Origin of the sequence: Streptomyces sp. N35, assembly GCF_016464295.1 — a bacterium.
Lineage (GTDB): Bacteria > Actinomycetota > Actinomycetes > Streptomycetales > Streptomycetaceae > Streptomyces.
In genome coordinates this window covers 1-17,144 of sequence record NZ_JAEIMH010000046.1, presented here as the reverse complement: position 1 = coordinate 17,144, position 17,144 = coordinate 1, and the positions used below count along the sequence as shown (strand labels likewise).

The 17,144-nt window shown below is 70.3% G+C and carries 18 protein-coding genes and 1 pseudogene; 12 read left to right on the top strand and 7 right to left on the bottom strand.

Annotated elements, in window-relative coordinates; genetic code table 11:
* The 4 genes from JAO81_RS24220 to JAO81_RS24205 form a co-directional block, all read right to left on the bottom strand.
* The coding region (locus tag JAO81_RS24220) for a CocE/NonD family hydrolase (protein ID WP_307813612.1) at positions 1-1,352 on the bottom strand (1,352 nt) is incomplete at its 3' end.
* A 95-nt stretch (positions 1,353-1,447) separates the two neighbouring features.
* Positions 1,448-2,653: an Ig-like domain-containing protein gene (locus JAO81_RS24215; RefSeq protein WP_307813611.1), complete on the bottom strand. Its 1,206-nt coding sequence runs from the start codon at positions 2,651-2,653 to the stop codon at positions 1,448-1,450.
* A 187-nt stretch (positions 2,654-2,840) separates the two neighbouring features.
* Complete coding sequence (locus JAO81_RS24210; protein ID WP_199550029.1) at positions 2,841-3,242, bottom strand: VOC family protein; 402 nt, start codon at positions 3,240-3,242, stop codon at positions 2,841-2,843.
* A 48-nt stretch (positions 3,243-3,290) separates the two neighbouring features.
* On the bottom strand, positions 3,291-4,043 hold the full coding sequence (locus tag JAO81_RS24205) for a hypothetical protein (protein WP_199550028.1): 753 nt from the start codon (positions 4,041-4,043) through the stop codon (positions 3,291-3,293).
* Positions 4,044-4,255: 212 nt separating this feature from the next.
* Between JAO81_RS24205 and JAO81_RS24200 the strand changes: the two genes are divergently transcribed.
* Positions 4,256-4,915, top strand: a complete 660-nt coding sequence (locus JAO81_RS24200; RefSeq protein ID WP_199550027.1) for a glycoside hydrolase family 75 protein — start codon at positions 4,256-4,258, stop codon at positions 4,913-4,915.
* Positions 4,916-5,000: 85 nt separating this feature from the next.
* Here JAO81_RS24200 and map read toward each other — a convergent pair whose 3' ends face one another.
* The gene (gene map / locus JAO81_RS24195; RefSeq protein ID WP_199550026.1) at positions 5,001-5,768 is read right to left on the bottom strand and encodes a type I methionyl aminopeptidase; all 768 of its coding nucleotides are present in this window, start codon (positions 5,766-5,768) and stop codon (positions 5,001-5,003) included.
* A gap of 65 nt (positions 5,769-5,833) precedes the next feature.
* Here map and JAO81_RS24190 point away from each other — a divergent pair, with 65 nt between their 5' ends.
* Both JAO81_RS24190 and JAO81_RS24185 read left to right on the top strand, forming a co-directional pair.
* A complete protein-coding gene (locus tag JAO81_RS24190; RefSeq protein WP_199550025.1) occupies positions 5,834-6,085 on the top strand; it encodes a helix-turn-helix domain-containing protein in 252 nt (83 codons plus the stop codon).
* Positions 6,082-6,546 carry an NUDIX domain-containing protein gene (locus tag JAO81_RS24185; RefSeq protein WP_307813610.1) on the top strand — a complete coding sequence of 155 codons (465 nt, stop codon included), beginning with the start codon at positions 6,082-6,084 and terminating at the stop codon, positions 6,544-6,546. The genes JAO81_RS24190 and JAO81_RS24185 overlap by 4 nt, the downstream gene beginning before the upstream one ends.
* Before the next feature lie 32 nt (positions 6,547-6,578).
* Here the strand turns inward: JAO81_RS24185 and JAO81_RS24180 are convergent, their stop codons facing one another.
* Complete coding sequence (locus JAO81_RS24180; protein ID WP_199550024.1) at positions 6,579-7,220, bottom strand: NAD(P)-dependent oxidoreductase; 642 nt, start codon at positions 7,218-7,220, stop codon at positions 6,579-6,581.
* Positions 7,221-7,323: 103 nt separating this feature from the next.
* On the opposite strand from JAO81_RS24180, the gene JAO81_RS24175 reads away from it, so the two are divergent.
* The 7 genes from JAO81_RS24175 (at position 7,324) to JAO81_RS24145 (ending at position 15,115) form a co-directional block, all read left to right on the top strand.
* Positions 7,324-8,919 (top strand): winged helix-turn-helix transcriptional regulator, encoded by a 1,596-nt coding sequence (locus JAO81_RS24175; RefSeq protein WP_199550023.1) that lies wholly within the window; start codon positions 7,324-7,326, stop codon positions 8,917-8,919.
* Positions 8,916-10,130, top strand: coding sequence for an alginate lyase family protein (locus tag JAO81_RS24170; protein ID WP_199550022.1), 1,215 nt, complete (start codon positions 8,916-8,918; stop codon positions 10,128-10,130). Before JAO81_RS24175 ends, JAO81_RS24170 begins: the two co-directional genes overlap by 4 nt.
* The gene (locus JAO81_RS24165; protein WP_199550021.1) at positions 10,111-10,509 is read left to right on the top strand and encodes a PPOX class F420-dependent oxidoreductase; all 399 of its coding nucleotides are present in this window, start codon (positions 10,111-10,113) and stop codon (positions 10,507-10,509) included. The genes JAO81_RS24170 and JAO81_RS24165 overlap by 20 nt, the downstream gene beginning before the upstream one ends.
* A gap of 185 nt (positions 10,510-10,694) precedes the next feature.
* Entirely contained in the window at positions 10,695-11,981 is a 1,287-nt protein-coding gene (locus JAO81_RS24160) for a hypothetical protein (protein ID WP_199550020.1), read from the top strand.
* Between the two features lie 199 nt (positions 11,982-12,180).
* Complete coding sequence (locus JAO81_RS24155; RefSeq protein WP_199550019.1) at positions 12,181-13,023, top strand: nitrilase-related carbon-nitrogen hydrolase; 843 nt, start codon at positions 12,181-12,183, stop codon at positions 13,021-13,023.
* On the top strand, positions 13,020-14,324 hold the full coding sequence (locus tag JAO81_RS24150) for an aspartate aminotransferase family protein (protein WP_199550018.1): 1,305 nt from the start codon (positions 13,020-13,022) through the stop codon (positions 14,322-14,324). Before JAO81_RS24155 ends, JAO81_RS24150 begins: the two co-directional genes overlap by 4 nt.
* Positions 14,325-14,368: 44 nt before the next feature.
* A complete protein-coding gene (locus JAO81_RS24145; protein WP_199550017.1) occupies positions 14,369-15,115 on the top strand; it encodes an HAD family phosphatase in 747 nt (248 codons plus the stop codon).
* Positions 15,116-15,121: 6 nt separating this feature from the next.
* Here the strand turns inward: JAO81_RS24145 and JAO81_RS24140 are convergent, their stop codons facing one another.
* On the bottom strand, positions 15,122-15,472 hold the full coding sequence (locus tag JAO81_RS24140; protein ID WP_199550016.1) for a hypothetical protein: 351 nt from the start codon (positions 15,470-15,472) through the stop codon (positions 15,122-15,124).
* A 346-nt stretch (positions 15,473-15,818) separates the two neighbouring features.
* Here JAO81_RS24140 and JAO81_RS24135 point away from each other — a divergent pair.
* Both JAO81_RS24135 and JAO81_RS24130 read left to right on the top strand, forming a co-directional pair.
* Positions 15,819-16,280, top strand: a pseudogene (locus tag JAO81_RS24135) (amidohydrolase family protein); the annotation flags it as partial.
* A 181-nt stretch (positions 16,281-16,461) separates the two neighbouring features.
* Positions 16,462-17,144, top strand: a 683-nt coding sequence (locus JAO81_RS24130) for an amidohydrolase family protein (RefSeq protein WP_199550015.1), incomplete at its 3' end; no start/stop codon positions are given.

Below are 17,144 nucleotides of genomic sequence, written 5' to 3'. Positions count from 1 at the left end.
ACGCCGAGCGGCCCCACGTCGTAGAGATACGCGACGAGGGTGCCGCTCGGCTTCGTGCTGCTGACGGTGGTGTGCACCTTCACGTTGCCGCGCACCTGCTGCGCACTTGAGTACCGCTGCGACTGCCAGACGCCCGCGAACGTGCGCGGAAGCAGCGGGATCGACGCGGTGGGCGGGAGTTTGAGGAACTGGTCGAGGGCGTTGGAGAGCAGCACGATGCCGCCGTTGGCGCCCGAGTCGACGTTCGCGAGCACCTTTTCGGTGTCGTTCAGCGGGATGCGCTCAGTGGCCGTGCCGACCGACTTCCAGTCCGCATAGCCCTCGTATGCGCCCGTGGAGCGGGACTTGAGCTGGACCGGCTGCTCGCGGTCGATGCCGTTGTCCACGCCCTTGAGATAGCGGTCGAACCAGCGCTGTGTGTTCGTCCATACGTCATTGGGCAGGCCGAGCAGGCCCGTCGCCTCGGCCGTGGCGTGGTCGCCCGGGCGGAACTCCAGGCGCTTGGGGACCTTGAGCTGCTCGTAGAACTCGGCGTACTGGTTGGGCGGGAAGATCGTGTCGCCCCAGGCGTTCGCGAGCAGCACCGCGGGCTTGTTGGCGTTGAGCTGGTCGAGATACGTGGCGGGTGAGCGCTTCCTGCCCCACTCGATCATGTCCTGCTCCTTGGCCAGGTTCGAGCCGAGGAAGTCCTTCATGACCTGCTGGAGTTCGGGGCTCGGGCGGCCCGTCAGGAAGCCCGCGCCCGTGAGGAGGCCGGCCGCCTGGGAGTGCTGGGTGCGGCCCGAGTAGATCGATTCGATGAGGTCGGCCCAGCCGCTGATCGCGCCGACCGCTTTGACGCGCTTGTCATGGGCTGCGGCGAGCAGCGAGATGCCCGCGCCGTACGAGACACCGGCCATGCCGACCTTGTCCGGGTCGGTCGGGGTGTTGGCGAGGGTCCAGTCGATGACGCGGGAGGCGTCGGCGATATCCGGGGCGCCGGCCACCTCGATATTGCCGCCGGACTGCCAGAAGCCGCGGGAGTTGTAACTCACCACGACATAGCCGGAGTCGGCGAGCCTCTGGGCCTGCGCGACGTACTCGATCTGCGGCACGGCCCAGCTGGTGGGCAGCACGATGGCGGGGAACTTCTGGCCCGCCTTCGCGCCGGCCGGGGTGAAGACATTGCCCTTGAGTACGGTGCCGCCGTCGCCGGGGATGTCGACGAACCGTACATCTGCTGCCGCTGAAACCTGAGTCGCGGGCGCCGCCTGGGCCGTGGCCGGGGCCAGACCGAAGGCGGCGCCCGCGACGAGGGCCGCGGAGAGCGAACTGATCGAGGTGGTACGCAGGGCTCTGCGGGGAAGTCCCACGGGTCACTCCTCACTGTGTCAGTGCAAAGTGACCTGACGGTAACGTCAGTTCCTTACCCGAGGTAACCCGCCGGTAAGTTACGCGCTGGTAAAGATTAGTCGGCGCCCTCGCCCTGACCGTGGAGAGCGCTCTTGGCCTGCCAGTCGGCCCAGCTCATGTTCCACTGCGCATAGCCGTTGCCCAGCTCGGCCCGGCCCTTCGAGCCCGGGCCCGTGACCTGCACCAGGTCGCCCGGCTGCACCTGGGCGTAGAGCCAGTCGGCGTCGCCGTCGCTCATGCCGACGCAGCCCGAACTGTTGTTGACCCGGCCGTAGTTGCCCGTGTTCCAGGGCGCCGCGTGGATGTACATGCCCGAGTCGGTCAGGCGCATCGAGTCGCGGACCATCTTGTCGTAGGCGTCGCCGAGGCCCACCGACTCGGATGTCATCCGGATGGTGCCCTCCTTGCGCATCAGCACCATCTTCCCGTCCCAGGAGGCCTTCTCGCCGCCGGGTGTGCCCGCCGCGACCGGGATCGACTTGACGACCTGACCCTCCCGGACGAGCTGCAGCTGCTTGGTACCGAGGTCGACCTTGATCTGCTGGTCCTTGCCGATGGTGAACTCGTTGTCGTAGTCGCGGACGAACCAGCCGCCCCCGCCCGAGTCGATCCCGTCGAGGTCCGCGTCGAGCTTCACCTTCGTGCCGGGTTTCCAGTACGTCTCGGGGCGCCAGTCGACCCGCTGGTGTCCGGCCTGGTCCTGGTACCAGCCCCAGGAGCCCACGGTGTTGTTGTCGGTGGTGACCTTCAGCTGCTTCTCCACCGCGGCCTTGTTCTTGACGGGGTGGTCGAACTTGATGGAGATCGGCATCGCGGTGCCCACGGTGGAGCCGGCCTTGAAGTTGAAGTCCAGCTTGTTGACCTGGTCCGCGGCCCGCGTGCTGAACTGCTGCTTGGCCGCGCGGCCCTTGTCGTCCTTCGCGGTGACCGTGTACGTGGCGCCGGGCACGGCCACGCGCTGGGAGGTCCAGGTCTTCCCGTCGCCGGATATCCGGCCGGCGAGCGCGGCGCCCTCGGCGTCCCGCACCGCGACGTCCTTGAGCGTGCCCTCCGTGGCCGTCACCTTCACCGGCTCGCCAGGCTTCGCGCTGTCGCCGGTGAGGTTCACCGAGATCCTGGCGTCCTGTCCGGCTGCCAGCTCGCCCTTCCCGTCGCCCCCGCTGCCGGAACAGGCGCTGAGCGCGACCGCGAGCACCGCGGTGCCGGCGAGTGCGGCGGTACGGGCCTTGCGGGGCAGGGGGTGGCGGCGGGTGCGGCTCACAGGGTCCTCCTCCAGGGGGTGGTGTCCGTGGGGGAGGAGTCGCATGCGGGTCCCGAGGTTGCGAATTGCGCGGAAAAATCTCGGTAATTCAGGCAAAGTCTCCGCCGTGGGGGCGGCCGGTGCCCTTCGGCGGGGCGTTGGGGACCTAAGTCCCTTGCCATGTCAGGAGACGAAGTCGCCTGCCATGTCAGGAGGCGATCTCCCAGATGTGCCCCGCGGGGTCCTGGAAGGCGGCCGTGCGGATGCCCCAGGGCCGGTCCAACGGGCCGTTCAGCAGACTCACCCCGCGCGCCTCGAGCTCCTCGCACATCGCGTCCACATCGTCCACGGTCAGCGTGAACTGCAGACGGGAGCCGGCCTTGGGGTCCGCGACCGGCGCGGGAGCGATCAGCTCGGGTGCCCCGCCCACGTCGATGATGTTGATCAGGGTGCCGCCGAACCGGAAGACGGCCGAGGTGTCGTTCTCGTAGTGCACGGGCAAGCCGAAGGCCCGCTGGTAGAACTCCTTGGCCGCGGCGAGGTCCTCGGCGAAGAGGGTGATCGCCGTGAGGGGGCCCGGCCAGCTCTTGTTGGTCGATGCATCGGTCATGGGGCCGCATGATCCCGGTACGCGCGGGTGGCGCCAAGTCCCGTGACGCTACTGCTTCGCGCGGTGGGAGTTCTTCGGGGCGGGGGCCTGCTCCTGGGCGGCGCGGGTCACGTCCGCGACCAGTTCGACCACGTCCGGGCCGTACGCCTGGGAGTTGACGACCTTCAGGAGCAGCACGAAGGAGTTGCCGCCGTACTTGCGGGTCAGGCGCTCGTGGTGCTTGGCGAGGTAGCGCGTGGCCGCCTGGTTGGTGATGGCGCGCTGGCCGCAGAAGAGGAAGACCGGGCGGGCCTCGCGTCCCTGGCCTGCGGTGAGGCGGGCGAGGACCACGTACTCGGTGATGCCGGGCTCCATGCGGTAGCGCTCGGAACCGATCTGGAACGCGCCGCGGTCCGGACCCGGTTCGGGGTCCGTGTTGACGCGGACGCCGGGCAGGAGCGAATGCATGTGCGCGGCCATACGCCGGTTCGACGAAGGGCCGCCGACACAGAACTCGGTGCGTTCACCGAAGCCCTGCTGGGCCGAGTCATGCGTGATGAGCTGGGAGTGCGCGCCGCAGTCCTTGATGAGCGCGGACAGTTCGAGCAGCGCGAAGACATCGTTGCGCGAGATCATCAGGTCGGGTCCGCCCGCGTCGCGGTTCACGACGAGCAGGGACTCGGAGTTCTGCGGGAGACCGAAGAAGGCCTGCTTGCGTCTGAGCTTGCGGCGCCACAGATACGTACGGGCATACCAGCCGACGGCTATGGCGATCGCGACGACGACCACACCGATGACGACATTGCGCAGGACTTCATTCATGGGCGCGCACTCTAGCGGGCCGCCGGACCCCTGTTCGAGGGTCCCCCCGGCGCCTTCCGCGCGGGCCGCGGGGTGTTTCCGGCAAGGTGCGATACGTCGGGAAACGGGGCCGACGGGGCAGTAAAAGGTGCGAGGCGGACGGGGGTCGGTGAGGGTGGGCCGGGTGTGCGCCGACGGCCCCGGCGCCCCGTGACTCGTCGAGGAGTGGTCCCTTGCGTGGTGTCCTGCCGGTCGTCCTTGCCCCGGTGCTGCTCGCCGCGGCGATCCCTCCGGCGAGTGCCCAGGAGGGACCGGTCCCGGCCGGTGCGCTTCTGGCGAAGGTGCGGAGCTGCCATCCCGTGTCGGCTGGGCGCTACCGCACCGACGACGGCGCACGCGCGGACATCCCCGTGTGCGGGGCCAAGGACGCCGTCTTCTGGAAGGCCGATCTGGACATCGACTGCGACGGCCGCCCGAGCCGCGCGTGCAACAAGAGGACCGACCCGTTCTTCCTGCCCACGACCGCGTTCCAGGACTCGGCAGGGCGACAGCTGGACTCTGCCGCCCTGCCGTATGTCGTCGTGCCCGGTCCGAGCAAGGCCTGGGACCACCGCCGGTGGGGCGTGCACGGCGGGGGAGTGGTGGCCGTGATCTACCGGGGCAAGGTCCAGTACGCCGTCGTAGGTGACACCGGGCCCACCGATCTGATCGGGGAGGCCTCCTACGCCACGGCCCGTGCGCTGGGCATCGATCCGCACCCGGTGCACGGGGGCGCCGACGGCGGAGCCACGTACATCTTCTTCCGCGACTCCCGTGTGCGGCCGATCGAGAACCACCGGGAGGCGGTGCGGCTCGGGCAGTCGCTCGCGCGGAAGTTCGTCGCCGGGCGCTGAAGTGCTCAGAGGGCCGTCGGACGCTGAAGTGCTCAGAGGACCGTCGGACGCTGAGGTGCTCAAAGGGCCGCCGGGCGCTGAGTGTTCAGAGGACGGTCAGGATCCGCGGACCGTCGTCCGTGATCGCCACCGTGTGCTCGGCGTGCGCGGCGCGGCTGCCGTCCACCGTGCGCAGGGTCCAGCCGTCGCGGTCCTCGTAGTAGCGGTCGGTGCCGCCGCTGATCAGCATCGGCTCGATCGCGAGCACCATGCCGTGCTTGAGCGCCATTCCGCGCCCCGGCCGGCCCTCGTTCGGCACGGACGGGTCCTCGTGCATCTGGCGGCCGATGCCATGGCCGCCGAAGCCCTCCGGAATCCCGTAGCCCGCCTTGCGGCAGACCGTGCCGATCGCGTGGGCGATATCGCCGATGCGGTTGCCGACGGTGGCCGCCGCGATACCGGCGTCCAGCGCGGCGAAGGCCGTCTCGACGAGCCGGGTGTCCTCGGGCCGCGGGGTGCCGACCGTGAAGCTGATCGCGGAGTCGCCCGCCCAGCCGTCGAGCTTGGCGCCGAAGTCGATGGAGACGAGGTCGCCGTCGTGCAGCCGGTAGTCGTCCGGGATGCCGTGCACGATCGCGTCATTGACCGATGCGCAGATCACGGCCGGGAACGGGGTGGGTGCGAAGGCGGGCTTGTAGTGCAGGAACGGCGAGGACGCGCCCGCCTCGCGCAGCACCTCGTGCGCCACCTCGTCGAGTTCCCGCAGCGTGCTGCCGATATGAGCCGCCTCGCGCACCGCCGTGAGCCCTTGGGCGACCACGCGCCCGGCCTCGCGCATGGCCTCGAGGGACTGATCCGTTTTGATCTCTACCATGCCAATTACTATACCGGTCGGAGCGGTATAGTAATAACGCACCCGGGCGGTATTAGAATAACGGCATGGTGCGCACCCCTCTCACCCCCGAAGAGCGCGAGCGCGGCGAGCGTCTCGGCCGTCTGCTCCGCGAGGCCCGCGGCTCCCGCAGCATGAACGAGGTGGCCACGGTCGCCGGACTCTCCGCCGAGACCCTCCGCAAGATCGAGACCGGCCGGGCCCCGACCCCGGCGTTCTTCACGGTCGCCGCGCTGGCCGAAGCCCTCGGACTCTCCTTGGACGAGGTGCTCACCCGCTGCTCCCCGCTGCCCGCGTGACCCGGACCCCGCGCGCCGCCGCCCGCGTCGCGGTCCTCGCGCCCGGCGGCGCGCTCTTCCTGCTCCGTTACGACAACGAAGAGGTCGGCCCGCACTGGGCGATGCCCGGCGGCGGCCTGGACGAGGGCGAGTCACCGCGCGAGGGCGCCCTGCGCGAACTGCACGAGGAGACCGGCTGGCGCGACCTCGTCCTCGGCGAGCTCCTGTGCACCTGGGAGCACGACTTCACCCGTGCCGGTGTGCCCGTACGGCAGCACGAGCACATCTACGTGAGCCAGGGCCCGCTCCGTGACCTCGGCCCCGAGGTGGCCCAGGCGCATGCGGCGGACGGGATCCTCGGGGCGCGGTGGTGGACGCCGGCCGACCTCGAGACCACGCAAGAGGCGCTCTGGCCCCCGCAGTTGGCGGCCGTGCTCAAGTCGGCCGAGCGTCCGGTGCACCTGGGGTTCGTGCCCAACTGAACGGCCCCGGTGCCGGATCCGCGACCTTCCGATCAGGACGAGACCGCCAACTGCACCCTGTGATGTGAGGGCCGGTCGATCTCGTCGAGCAGCGCGACCGCCAGGTCCGCGTGGGCGATCCGGCCCTCGCCCTCGATCACCGTGCCGACGGCGGTGCGGTATGTGCCGGTCGCCGGGACCTCGGAGCTGAGGTCCAGCGGAGGTATCACCATCAACCAGTCGAGCCCGTCCGCCTGTTCACACAGCAGCTCGAACTCCGCGACGTGGCCCTGCGAGAACATCCGGTACTCCTCGGGGAAGTCCGGATCGTCCATGATCCGTATCCCGGGCGAGGTCTCCAGGGTCGACGCGATCCCGAGGACGAGCAGACGGGGCACGCCCGCCTTGCCCAGGCCGGTGACCAGCGCGCGGGCCGCCGCCGTGAAGTACTCCTCGGACGGTACGTCGAGCCGCGCCGAGGCGTTGACCGCCGCGTCGTGACCCGCCACGAGCGCGGCCACCGCGGCGGCGTCGGTGACATCGCCGCGTACGACGGCGACCTGATCCCCGCCGAGGTCCGCGTACATGGCCGGGTCGCGCACCACCGCCGTCACCGTGTGACCGCGGCGCACCGCCTCCGCCACCGTCGCCCTGCCCACCCGGCCGCCGGCGCCGAAGATCACGATCTTGCTCATGGGAACCCCCTGGGTTGCTTGGTCGAGGGCAGGACCGTAGAACGCCGAGTGCCGGTTACTTCAAGGGAACCGGCCCTCGCCCGCGACCTCGTACGCTTCCCGTATGAGCCGGATCGAGCCGCTGAGCGCGGACATGTTCGACGCCGACTGCGGGCACCGGATGCCCTTCCGCGTCGGCGACAAATGGAGCGCCATGCTCCTGCGCTGTCTCGAAGCCGGGCCGCGCCGTTTCACCGAACTCAAGGTGCCGCTGCACCGGGTCTCGCCGAAGGTGCTCACCGAGACGCTGCGCGCCATGGAGCGCGACGGCTGGGTGACCCGAACCGCGTACGACGAGAACCCGCCGCGCGTCGAGTACGTGCTCACGGCCCTCGGCCGCGCCCTGCTCGACCCGATGGATCACCTCCTCGCGGTGGACGCGCGCCCACCGCGAGGAGATTCTCGGTGTGTCCGAGGAGTACGCGCAGGGGGAGTAACAGATCCTGCGCCCCGCCCCGGCCGGGCGCAGGCTGCCCGTATGGTCCGTCCCCTGGCTCTCGTGCGTGCCGTGCTCGCCGCCGTCCTTCTGCCGCTCCTGGTCTCGACCGCTCCCGCACCGCGCCCGTTGCAGCATCCCGGTGCGCTGCTCGACCGCGGCCGGCTCGACTTCGTCCGCGCCCGGGTGCGGGCCGGCGAGGAACCGTATGCCTCGGCCTTCGACGCGATGCGGGCCAGCCGCTATGCGTCCCTGTGGTACTTCGTCCAGCCGCAGACCGAGGTCGTCTGCCCGCCCGGCGACCGGCCCGGGCGGGGCTGCGTGCAGGAGCGCGAGGACGCGATCGCCGCGTACACCCATGCCCTGATGTGGGCCGTCACGCGGGAAAAAGCCCATGCCCGCAAGGCACTTGAGATCATGGACCTCTGGTCGGGGACGCTGCGCGGCCACAGCGCGGGCAACTCCGGACTGCAGGCCGCCTGGGCGGGGTCGGTGTGGGCGCGGGCCGGGGAGATCATGCGGTACGTCCACAAGGGCTGGCCGGACGAGAACGTGGCGCGCTTCGACCGGATGCTGCGCGAGGTCTATCTGCCCCAGGTCGCGGGCGGTTCGCTCGGCCGCAACGGCAACTGGGACCTGGTCATGGCCGACGCTGCCGCGAGCATCGGGGTCTTCCTCGACGACCGCGCCGTGTTCGAACGGGCCGTCGCCCGGGTACGGCAGCGGGTCCCGGCGTACTTCTATCTGCGCTCCGACGGACCGCGCCCCAAGAGCCCGCCGGGCGGACTGGTGGACAGCCGTGAGGAGTTGACGCGCTACTGGTTCGGACAGGAGAAGTTCGTGGACGGTCTGGCGCAGGAGACCTGCCGCAACTTCGAGCATGTCGGCTACGCGATCGCCGCCACCGCGCATGTCGCCGAGACGGCCCGTGTGCAGGGCGTCGACCTGTACAAGGACGTGGCCGAACGGCTGGGCGCCGCCCTGGAGTTGCACGCCCAGTACCAGGTCGGCGAGGTGGAGGCAGGTCCCGAGTGGCTGTGCGGCGGACGGCTCACGCTCACCATGGGTCCCGATGCCGAGGTCGCCCTGAACCATCTGCAGAACCGTCTCGGTCTGCGGCTGCCGCACGCGCGGCGCCTGGCCGGTGAGATGCGGCCGGCCGGCACGGACAACTTGTTCGTGGCGTGGGAGACGCTGACGCACGGTGGGGAGCCCGTGAAATGAAGCTCCTGATCGCCCTGGCCGTACTGGTCGCGGGTCTGCCGGCCGCCGCACCGCCGCCTCCGCCGCCCGCCGACATCCGCTCCGGGTTCCAGCATCCGGGTGTGCTGCTCGACCTCGACCAGATCGACACCCTGCGGCGGAACGTCGAGGAGGGCAGGGAACCTCAGGCGTCCGCGTACCGCCGGATGAAGGAGAGCCGTTACTCGGCCGACGACTACCGGCCGCACCCGTACAAGACCGTCGCCTGTCCGCCGTACAAGAACCCGCCCGCCTGCACCGCCGAACGCGAGGACGCGATCGCCGCGTACACCCAGGCGCTGCTCTACACCGTCACCCGCGACCCCGCCCACGCCCGCCGAGCCGTGCGCATCATGGACGCCTGGTCGAAGGTGATGACCGACCATACGGAGGGCAACTCCGCGCTCCAGGCCGCCTGGTCGGGCTCGACCTGGGCGCGGGCCGCCGAACTGATGCGGCACACCTACGAGGGCTGGCCCGCGGCGGACGCCTTCCGCTTCGGACGGATGCTGCGCCACGCCTATCTCGGTGAATACGCCGAGGAGGTCGCCGACTACAACGGCAACTGGGATCTGACGATGATCGACGCCACGATGGCCATCGGTGTCTTCCTCGACGAACGCCGGGTCTTCGACGAGGCCGTACGCCGCTTCAGGGCCCGCGTCCCCGCGTACTTCTATCTGCGCGGCGACGGCCCGGTACCCCTCGCGCCACCCGGCGGGAAGGCGGACACACCCGAGGAGATCCGGCAGTTCTGGTTCGGGCAGCGCACCTTTGTGGACGGGCTCGCGCAGGAGTCCTGCCGCAACTTCCAGCACGTCGGCTACGCGCTGGCCGCGACCGCGCACGCCGCCGAGACCGCCCACCACCAAGGCGTGGACCTCTACGGCGAGGTACGGGAACGGCTGCGCGCCACCGTCGAGTTGCACGCCCGCTTTTCGCTCGGCGAGCCCGTGCCGAAGGCGCTGTGCGGAGGCAGGCCGCAGCTCACCATGGGGCCCGATCTGGAGGTGGCGCTGCACCATCTGCGGGGACGGCTCGGGCTTTCGATGCCGTACGGGGAGAAGCTGGCGGCCTCGATGCGGCCGGCCGGGACCGACGATCTCTTCGTGGCCTGGGAGACGCTCACGCACGGCGCCCGCCTCGCCACCTGTACGGATAGGGTCGCCTGTCATGACCAGCGACGCCCTTGAGGCCCTCGGCCGTTCCCGCTACATCTCGCTCACCACGTACCGCAAGAACGGCACTCCCGTCTCCACGCCGGTCTGGGTCGTCAGTGACGGCACGCTCCTGTACGTGTGGACCAAGACCGACACGTGGAAGGTGAAGCGGCTCCGTAACGACAAGCGGGTCGTCGTCACCGCGTGCGATGTGCGCGGACGGGTCGCCGAGGGAGCGGTGAGCGCCGAAGGGACGGCGACCCTGCTCGAGGAGAGCGAGATGCCGAAGGTGCGGCGGCTGCTTTCGCGCAAGTACAAGTGGCAGTACTGGATGGTCGACTACCCGGCGATGATCGCGCGGCTCGGGAAGCGGCCGCACAGCGGGATCGCCGTGCGGGTGACACAGGTCTGACCCGCGTGGCGCACGCACCCGCGCGCGTTCTCTCATGTGTCCCTACGAAAACCGGGCGTAGCCGCCCCGTAACACGCCGGGTGTGGAATGCTGCCGCACACGCGGACCGGAACGGTCCAGTCAGAGCCTGCCGGGCGTCGGGGCGCAGACGGGGGCTCAGGAGCAGGCTCGCAGGTGGGGGAGACATGGCGGCGGGGCAACACGCGGACCCTGCGCGGGAGTTCGCGGACTATCTGAGAGGGCTGGTCGGGCGGATCGACCAGGACGGCGGCTGGTGCGGGGTGTTCCTGCGCCGCGATCCGGACGGCATGCGAGCCTGTCTGCAGGGCCGCGAGGCGCCGCCGTGGGATGTGGTCGAGGCGCTGCTCAACGACCTCGCGGCGGTCTACGGGCGCGATGCGGCCACTCAGGAACTGGCCCACGCCCGCGCCCTCCACCAGCGCCTTCTGCGCCACGTGGACACCCGGCCGGGTGCCCGGGAGCGGCTCGGCGAGCGTCTTGACCAGATGCTCAAGGAGCAGCACTACGCGGCCGAACGGCAGGCGGAACTGGCGGAGTTGCTGCAGTCCGCCTCCCCCTTCGACGCCGAGCGGCTCCGGCTCGACCTCGCCTGGGCCCAGGACGACCACGAGCGGGCCACGGCGCGGGCGGCGGAGCTGCGGATACGGCTGCAGCAGGTGGCGGGGCGGCCGCGGCCCGAACCCCGTGTCGTGCCGCCGGAGGCGGACCCCTTCTTCGCGCCGCGGCAAGGGGCGGGGGCGCCCGCCGGTGACGTGGCCCAAGAGGCCGCCGCTGCCCGCCGGTTCGCCCGCAGGGGTGCCCGGTACGCGCCCGGCGGGGACGATGCCTCCGTGATGCCGCCGGCCGCCGCGCCGTCCGCACCGCGGGGTGCGCGGTACGCCCAGGTCCCCGAGCCGAGCCAGCCGCCCGGTACCGCGCCGGGACCCGAGGCCCGCTCCACCACGGCCACCGTCGCCCAGCTGATCGCGCTGCGCAGCGCGGGGCGTACCGGCGAGGCGCATGCGCTGCTGTGTGAGGCTGCGCGCCGGCCGCCCGGGCAACTGCCGTTGCTGGCCGAGGAGTTGTACCGCGCCGGGCTCGCCGCCGACTGGGCGACGCTGCTGTGGGAAGCGGCCTCGCTGCCACCCCCCGACCTCGTCGCGGTCGCCGCCGCGCTGGCCGCGGCGGGCCGGTCCGACGACTCGGGCCGGCTGCTCCGCCAGGGCGTGGGGCGGCCCGCGTCCGAGATCGGCGAGGCCGCGCTCGTCATGGCGGACGCAGGGCGCCGCGTGCAGGCCGAGGTGCTGCTCGAGGCGTTCCTGCGGGTCCGTACGCCCGAAGAGGCCGCCCGGATCGTCGCCGCCGACCCCGACCGGCTGATCCCGCCGCTGCTCAAGGCGGCCGAGACGGTCTCGGGCAACTGTCGGCGCGATCTGTCCCATGCGCTGCGGGTGGCGGGGTACAGGGCCTAGGCGAGTAGTTCCGAATTCCCTTCTGTCGCGGGCGCTGCTCACCCGTACGAGTAGGAATTCGCGATCAGTGCCGTGGGCTTGCCGCAGGCGGTCTTGCCCCGCACCTTCGGTGGTCGTACCTTCATGGCTCCACGGCCCTCGTCTACGGGCGTAGAGCTCATCGGGGTCGACAGCGAGCGTCTCGTCGAAGGAGCAGCTCATGGCCACCGTCGTACGCGCCGCACTGGTCCAGGCGACCTGGACAGGCGACACCGAATCCATGATCGCCAAGCATGAGGAGCACGCCAGGGAGGCCGCGCGCCAGGGTGCGCAGGTGATCGGCTTCCAGGAGGTGTTCAACGCCCCGTACTTCTGCCAGGTGCAGGAGGCCGAGCACTACCGCTGGGCTGAGCCGGTGCCGGACGGGCCGACCGTGCGCCGCATGCAGGAGCTCGCGCGCGAGACCGGGATGGTGATCGTCGTCCCCGTCTTCGAGGTCGAGCAGGCCGGCTTCTACTTCAACACCGCGGCCGTGATCGACGCGGACGGCACGTATCTCGGCAAGTACCGCAAGCACCACATCCCGCAGGTGAAGGGCTTCTGGGAGAAGTACTACTTCAAGCCGGGGAACCTGGGCTGGCCCGTCTTCGACACCGCGGTCGGCAAGGTCGGCGTCTACATCTGCTACGACCGGCACTTCCCCGAGGGATGGCGCCAACTCGGCCTCAACGGCGCCCAGCTGGTCTACAACCCCTCGGCGACCTCGCGCGGGCTTTCCGCGTATCTGTGGCAACTGGAGCAGCCCGCGGCCGCGGTCGCCAACGAGTACTTCATCGCGGCGATCAACCGGGTCGGCCAGGAGGAGTACGGCGACAACGACTTCTACGGGACCTCGTACTTCGTCGACCCGCGCGGGCAGTTCGTCGGCGAGAAGGCGAGCGACAAGACGGAGGAACTGGTCGTACGGGACCTGGACTTCGGCCTGATCGAGGAAGTGCGCACGCAGTGGGCGTTCTACCGCGACCGCCGTCCCGACGCGTACGAAGGGCTGGTGCAGCCGTGACCCCCACACCCGCCGGGTCCTCATCCGAGCTGCACGACCGCCACCGTCGGGTGCTGCCCGACTGGCTCGCCCTCTACTACGACGAGCCGATCGAGCTGACGCACGGCGAAGGCCGCCATGTGTGGGGTGCGGACGGCACCAAGTACCTGGACTTCTTCGGCGGCATCCTCACCACGATGACCGCCCACGCCCTGCCCGAGGTCACCAAGGCGGTCGCCGAACAGGCCGGCCGCATCATCCACTCCTCGACGCTCTACCTCGACCGCCCGATGGTCGAACTCGCCGAACGGGTCGCGGCATTGAGCGGTATCCCCGACGCGCGGGTCTTCTTCACCACGTCGGGCACGGAGGCCAATGACACGGCCCTGCTGCTCGCGTCGTTGTACCGCAACTCGAACGCGATCCTCGCGATGCGCAACAGCTACCACGGGCGCTCGTTCTCGGCGGTCGGCATCACGGGCAACCGCGCGTGGTCACCGACCTCGCTCACCCCGCTGCAGACGCTGTACGTGCACGGGGGAGTGCGCACCCGCGGCCCGTACGCGCACCTCGACGACGCGGAGTTCGTGGCCGCGTGCGTGGCGGACCTGGAGGACCTCCTCGGTCACGGCCGCCCCCCGGCCGCGCTGATCGCCGAGCCGGTCCAGGGCGTCGGCGGCTTCACCTCCCCGCCCGACGGCCTGTACGCCGCGTTCCGTGAAGTCCTGTCCGCCCGCGGGGTGTTGTGGATCTCGGACGAGGTGCAGACGGGCTGGGGCCGCACCGGCGACCACTTCTGGGGCTGGCAGGCGCACGCCGCCTCCGGGCCGCCCGACATGCTCACGTTCGCCAAGGGCATCGGCAACGGTATGTCCATCGGCGGTGTCGTCGCCCGCGCCGAGGTCATGAACTGCCTCGACGCCAACTCCATCTCCACCTTCGGCGGCTCCCCGGTGACGATGGCCGCGGGCCTCGCGAACCTCACGTACCTCCTGGAACACGATCTGCAGGGCAACGCCCGTCGCGTCGGCGGTCTGCTCCTGGAGCGGCTGCGGGCGGCGTGCGCCGGGGTCGCGTGCGTACGGGAGGTGCGCGGGCGCGGTCTGATGCTCGGCATCGAACTGTGCGAACCGGGCACGGACCGGCCCTCGCCCGAGCGGGCGACTGCGGTCCTCGAGGCGGCCCGGGCCGGCGGACTCCTGATCGGCAAGGGCGGCGGCCACAGCACGAGCGTGCTGCGGATCGCACCGCCGCTCTCCCTGACGGTCGCGGAGGCGGAGGAGGGCGCCGCCCTTCTCGAAGGTGCCCTGCGAGCGGTGTAGCCGCCGCGGGGCATGGCCCGGGCGCGGGTGGGGAGTCGGTTCCCATGACGGAACTGGGTCTGCCCGCGTACATCCGTGTCTGCCTGTTCGATCTCGACGGCGTCGTCACCCGGACCGCCGTGGTGCACAACGCCGCTTGGAAGGAGACCTTCGACGAGTTCCTGCGACGGCGCCCGGGTGAGGCGTTCCGCCCCTTCGACCCGGTGGCCGACTACGAGGAGTACGTGGATGGACGGCCGCGGGCCGACGGCGTACGCACCTTTCTCGCGTCGCGCGGCATAGAGCTCCCCGAAGGCGCGCCGGACGACCCGCCCGACCGGGAGAGTGTGCACGGTCTGGGGAACGCCAAGAACGCCGTCCTGCTGAAGAAGATCGAGCAGGGCGGCGTCGAGACCTACGAAGGAACCGTCCACTACCTGGACGCCGTCCGCCGGGCCGGTCTGCGCACCGCCATCGTCTCCGCCAGCGCCAACTGCGCGCAGGTCCTGCGGTCCGTAGGCCTCGCGGACCGCTTCGACGTACGGATCGACGCAGCGGTGGCGCGCGAGCGTGCCCTGGCCGGAAAGCCGCACCCCGACACCTTCCTGGAGGCAGCGCGCGAACTGGGTGCGCAGCCCGGGTCGGGAGCGGTCTTCGAGGACGCGCTCGCCGGTGTGGAAGCGGGACGGGCCGGGGGCTTCGGCTATGTCGTCGGGGTGGACCGGGGCGGCCGGGCGGCCGGCTTGCGGGCACACGGCGCGCACACCGTGGTCCGGGATCTCGCCGAACTCCGGCCGCCAGGAACAGTCTGAGGGTCATCACCTTCCGCTGGGCGGTGTGGCGATGCGCAGTGCTTCCTTCAGATCCGCGCACAGCCCCAGTGCGTACGTGGTGCCGGTGATGGCGGTCACCCGGTGCGGGGCCGGCCGGCGGGCCACCACGCTCCAGGCCAGACCGTGCCGTATCGCGAGGTCCCGGGCCGCCAGGAGCAGATCGATGCCGGTGGAGGTGAGCAGCGGTGCGTGCAGGTCGATCACCACACCCTGGGCGGAGCAGTCGCGGATGAGGGGGAAGAGGTCGCCTTCGACGCGTGCCGTGTTGCCGATGTCGATCACGTCGTACACCTTGATCACGCGGCGGCCGGCGAGCGGATAGCTGGGCAGGGACACAGCTCGACTCCTGAAGCGGATGCGAAGTACCGGGTACAGCCGCTTCCTGACTGCGCGTTACCCGCCCACCGTAGCGGTGTGGCACGGGCCGGGTGGACGCGTCGCGCGAATCAGCGTTGGTGGGGGTGGATCGAAAACCGGTGGCCCGGCGATCGCGCACGGGACGCCCCGACGCCGGGTGCGGGCCGCTTGTGCCGTCGGTCGGCGGGCCCTCTTGGCAGGGGCGCATCGGGGAGAGAAGGTCAGGGGGATCAGCGACTGGGCGACAGGGCGGTCGGCGGGACACCGGTTGCCGCATCCCGAGAAGCGAGGGCGCGGCACTCGAATCGAAGGGGAGTTCTGACACATGACTCGTACACAGGTCACAGGTGGGCTCGTCATCACGGCCGCCGAGGAGATCCATGCGGATGTCCTGATCGAGGGCGGGCGCATCGCGGCGCTCGCCGTGCCGGGTACGCAGACCTGGACTGCGGAGCGGACGATCGACGCGACCGGCAGGTATGTGATCCCGGGGGGCGTGGACGCCCATACGCACATGGAGTTGCCGTTCGGCGGCACGTTCGCCTCGGACACCTTCGAGACGGGGACGCGGGCGGCCGCGTGGGGCGGCACCACCACGATCATCGACTTCGCGGTCCAGACGGTGGGCCGTTCGCTGCGCGAGGGCCTGGACGCCTGGCACGCGAAAGCGGACGGTCAGTGCGCGATCGACTACGGCTTCCACATGATCATGTCGGACGTCAACGAGCGGTCCCTGAAGGAGATGGACTGGCTGGTCGCCGAAGGCCTGACCAGCTTCAAGGGTTTTGCTCGCTGAAGTACCCGCGAATCGTCTTGCTGAATAGGCCGGTTGACCTGCGGCTTCAGCGGCGCTGCGGGGGCGGTGGCGGATGGTTCGGGGCCGTGACTGAGGTAGTAGTGCACATCAACTGAGAGACCCCACAAGCACACCGGGTCCGTATGGGGTCCGGTTCAGGGAGGTGCGAAGGATGACCCGCAAACTGATCACCGGCGGTCTTGTGATCACGGCTGCTGATGAGATCCATGCGGATGTGCTGATCGAGGACGGTCGGATCGCGGCGGTCGCGGCTGCCGGCACGCGGGATTGGTCGGCGACGGCGGACCGGGTGCTGGACGCGACGAACAAGTACGTGATCCCGGGCGGGGTCGACGTGCACACGCATATGGAGCTCCCGTTCGGCGGGACGTTCGCGTCGGACACCTTCGAGACGGGGACGAAGGCGGCGGCGTGGGGCGGCACGACCACGATCGTGGACTTCGCCGTGCAGACCAAGGGCCAGTCGCTGCGGGCCGGGTTGGACGCGTGGTACGCGAAGGCGGACGGCAACTGCGCGATCGACTACGGGTTCCACATGATCCTGTCGGACGTGAACGACCGGACCCTCAAGGAGATGGATCTTCTCGTAGAAGAAGGATTGTCCAGCTTTAAACTGTTCACTGCCTATCCGGGGGTGTTCTTCAGCGACGACGGGCAGATCCTGCGGGCGATGCAGCGGGCGTCGTCGAACGGCGGCATGATCATGATGCATGCCGAGAACGGGCTGGCGATCGATGTGCTGGTGGAGCAGGCGCTGCGGCGGGGGGAGACGGACCCGCGCTACCACGGCGAAGTCCGCAAGGCGCTGCTCGAAGCCGAGGCGACGCATCGGGT

Coding starts and splice junctions, on each gene's coding strand:
- JAO81_RS24170 (WP_199550022.1), top strand. CDS start 8,916: ATGAAGCTCCTGATCGCCCTGGCCGTACTGGTCGCGGGTCTGCCGGCC.
- JAO81_RS24155 (WP_199550019.1), top strand. CDS start 12,181: ATGGCCACCGTCGTACGCGCCGCACTGGTCCAGGCGACCTGGACAGGC.
- JAO81_RS24210 (WP_199550029.1), bottom strand. CDS start 3,242: ATGACCGATGCATCGACCAACAAGAGCTGGCCGGGCCCCCTCACGGCG.
- JAO81_RS24165 (WP_199550021.1), top strand. CDS start 10,111: ATGACCAGCGACGCCCTTGAGGCCCTCGGCCGTTCCCGCTACATCTCG.
- JAO81_RS24160 (WP_199550020.1), top strand. CDS start 10,695: ATGGCGGCGGGGCAACACGCGGACCCTGCGCGGGAGTTCGCGGACTAT.
- JAO81_RS24205 (WP_199550028.1), bottom strand. CDS start 4,043: ATGAATGAAGTCCTGCGCAATGTCGTCATCGGTGTGGTCGTCGTCGCG.
- JAO81_RS24175 (WP_199550023.1), top strand. CDS start 7,324: ATGAGCCGGATCGAGCCGCTGAGCGCGGACATGTTCGACGCCGACTGC.
- JAO81_RS24180 (WP_199550024.1), bottom strand. CDS start 7,220: ATGAGCAAGATCGTGATCTTCGGCGCCGGCGGCCGGGTGGGCAGGGCG.
- JAO81_RS24190 (WP_199550025.1), top strand. CDS start 5,834: ATGGTGCGCACCCCTCTCACCCCCGAAGAGCGCGAGCGCGGCGAGCGT.
- map (WP_199550026.1), bottom strand. CDS start 5,768: ATGGTAGAGATCAAAACGGATCAGTCCCTCGAGGCCATGCGCGAGGCC.
- JAO81_RS24145 (WP_199550017.1), top strand. CDS start 14,369: ATGACGGAACTGGGTCTGCCCGCGTACATCCGTGTCTGCCTGTTCGAT.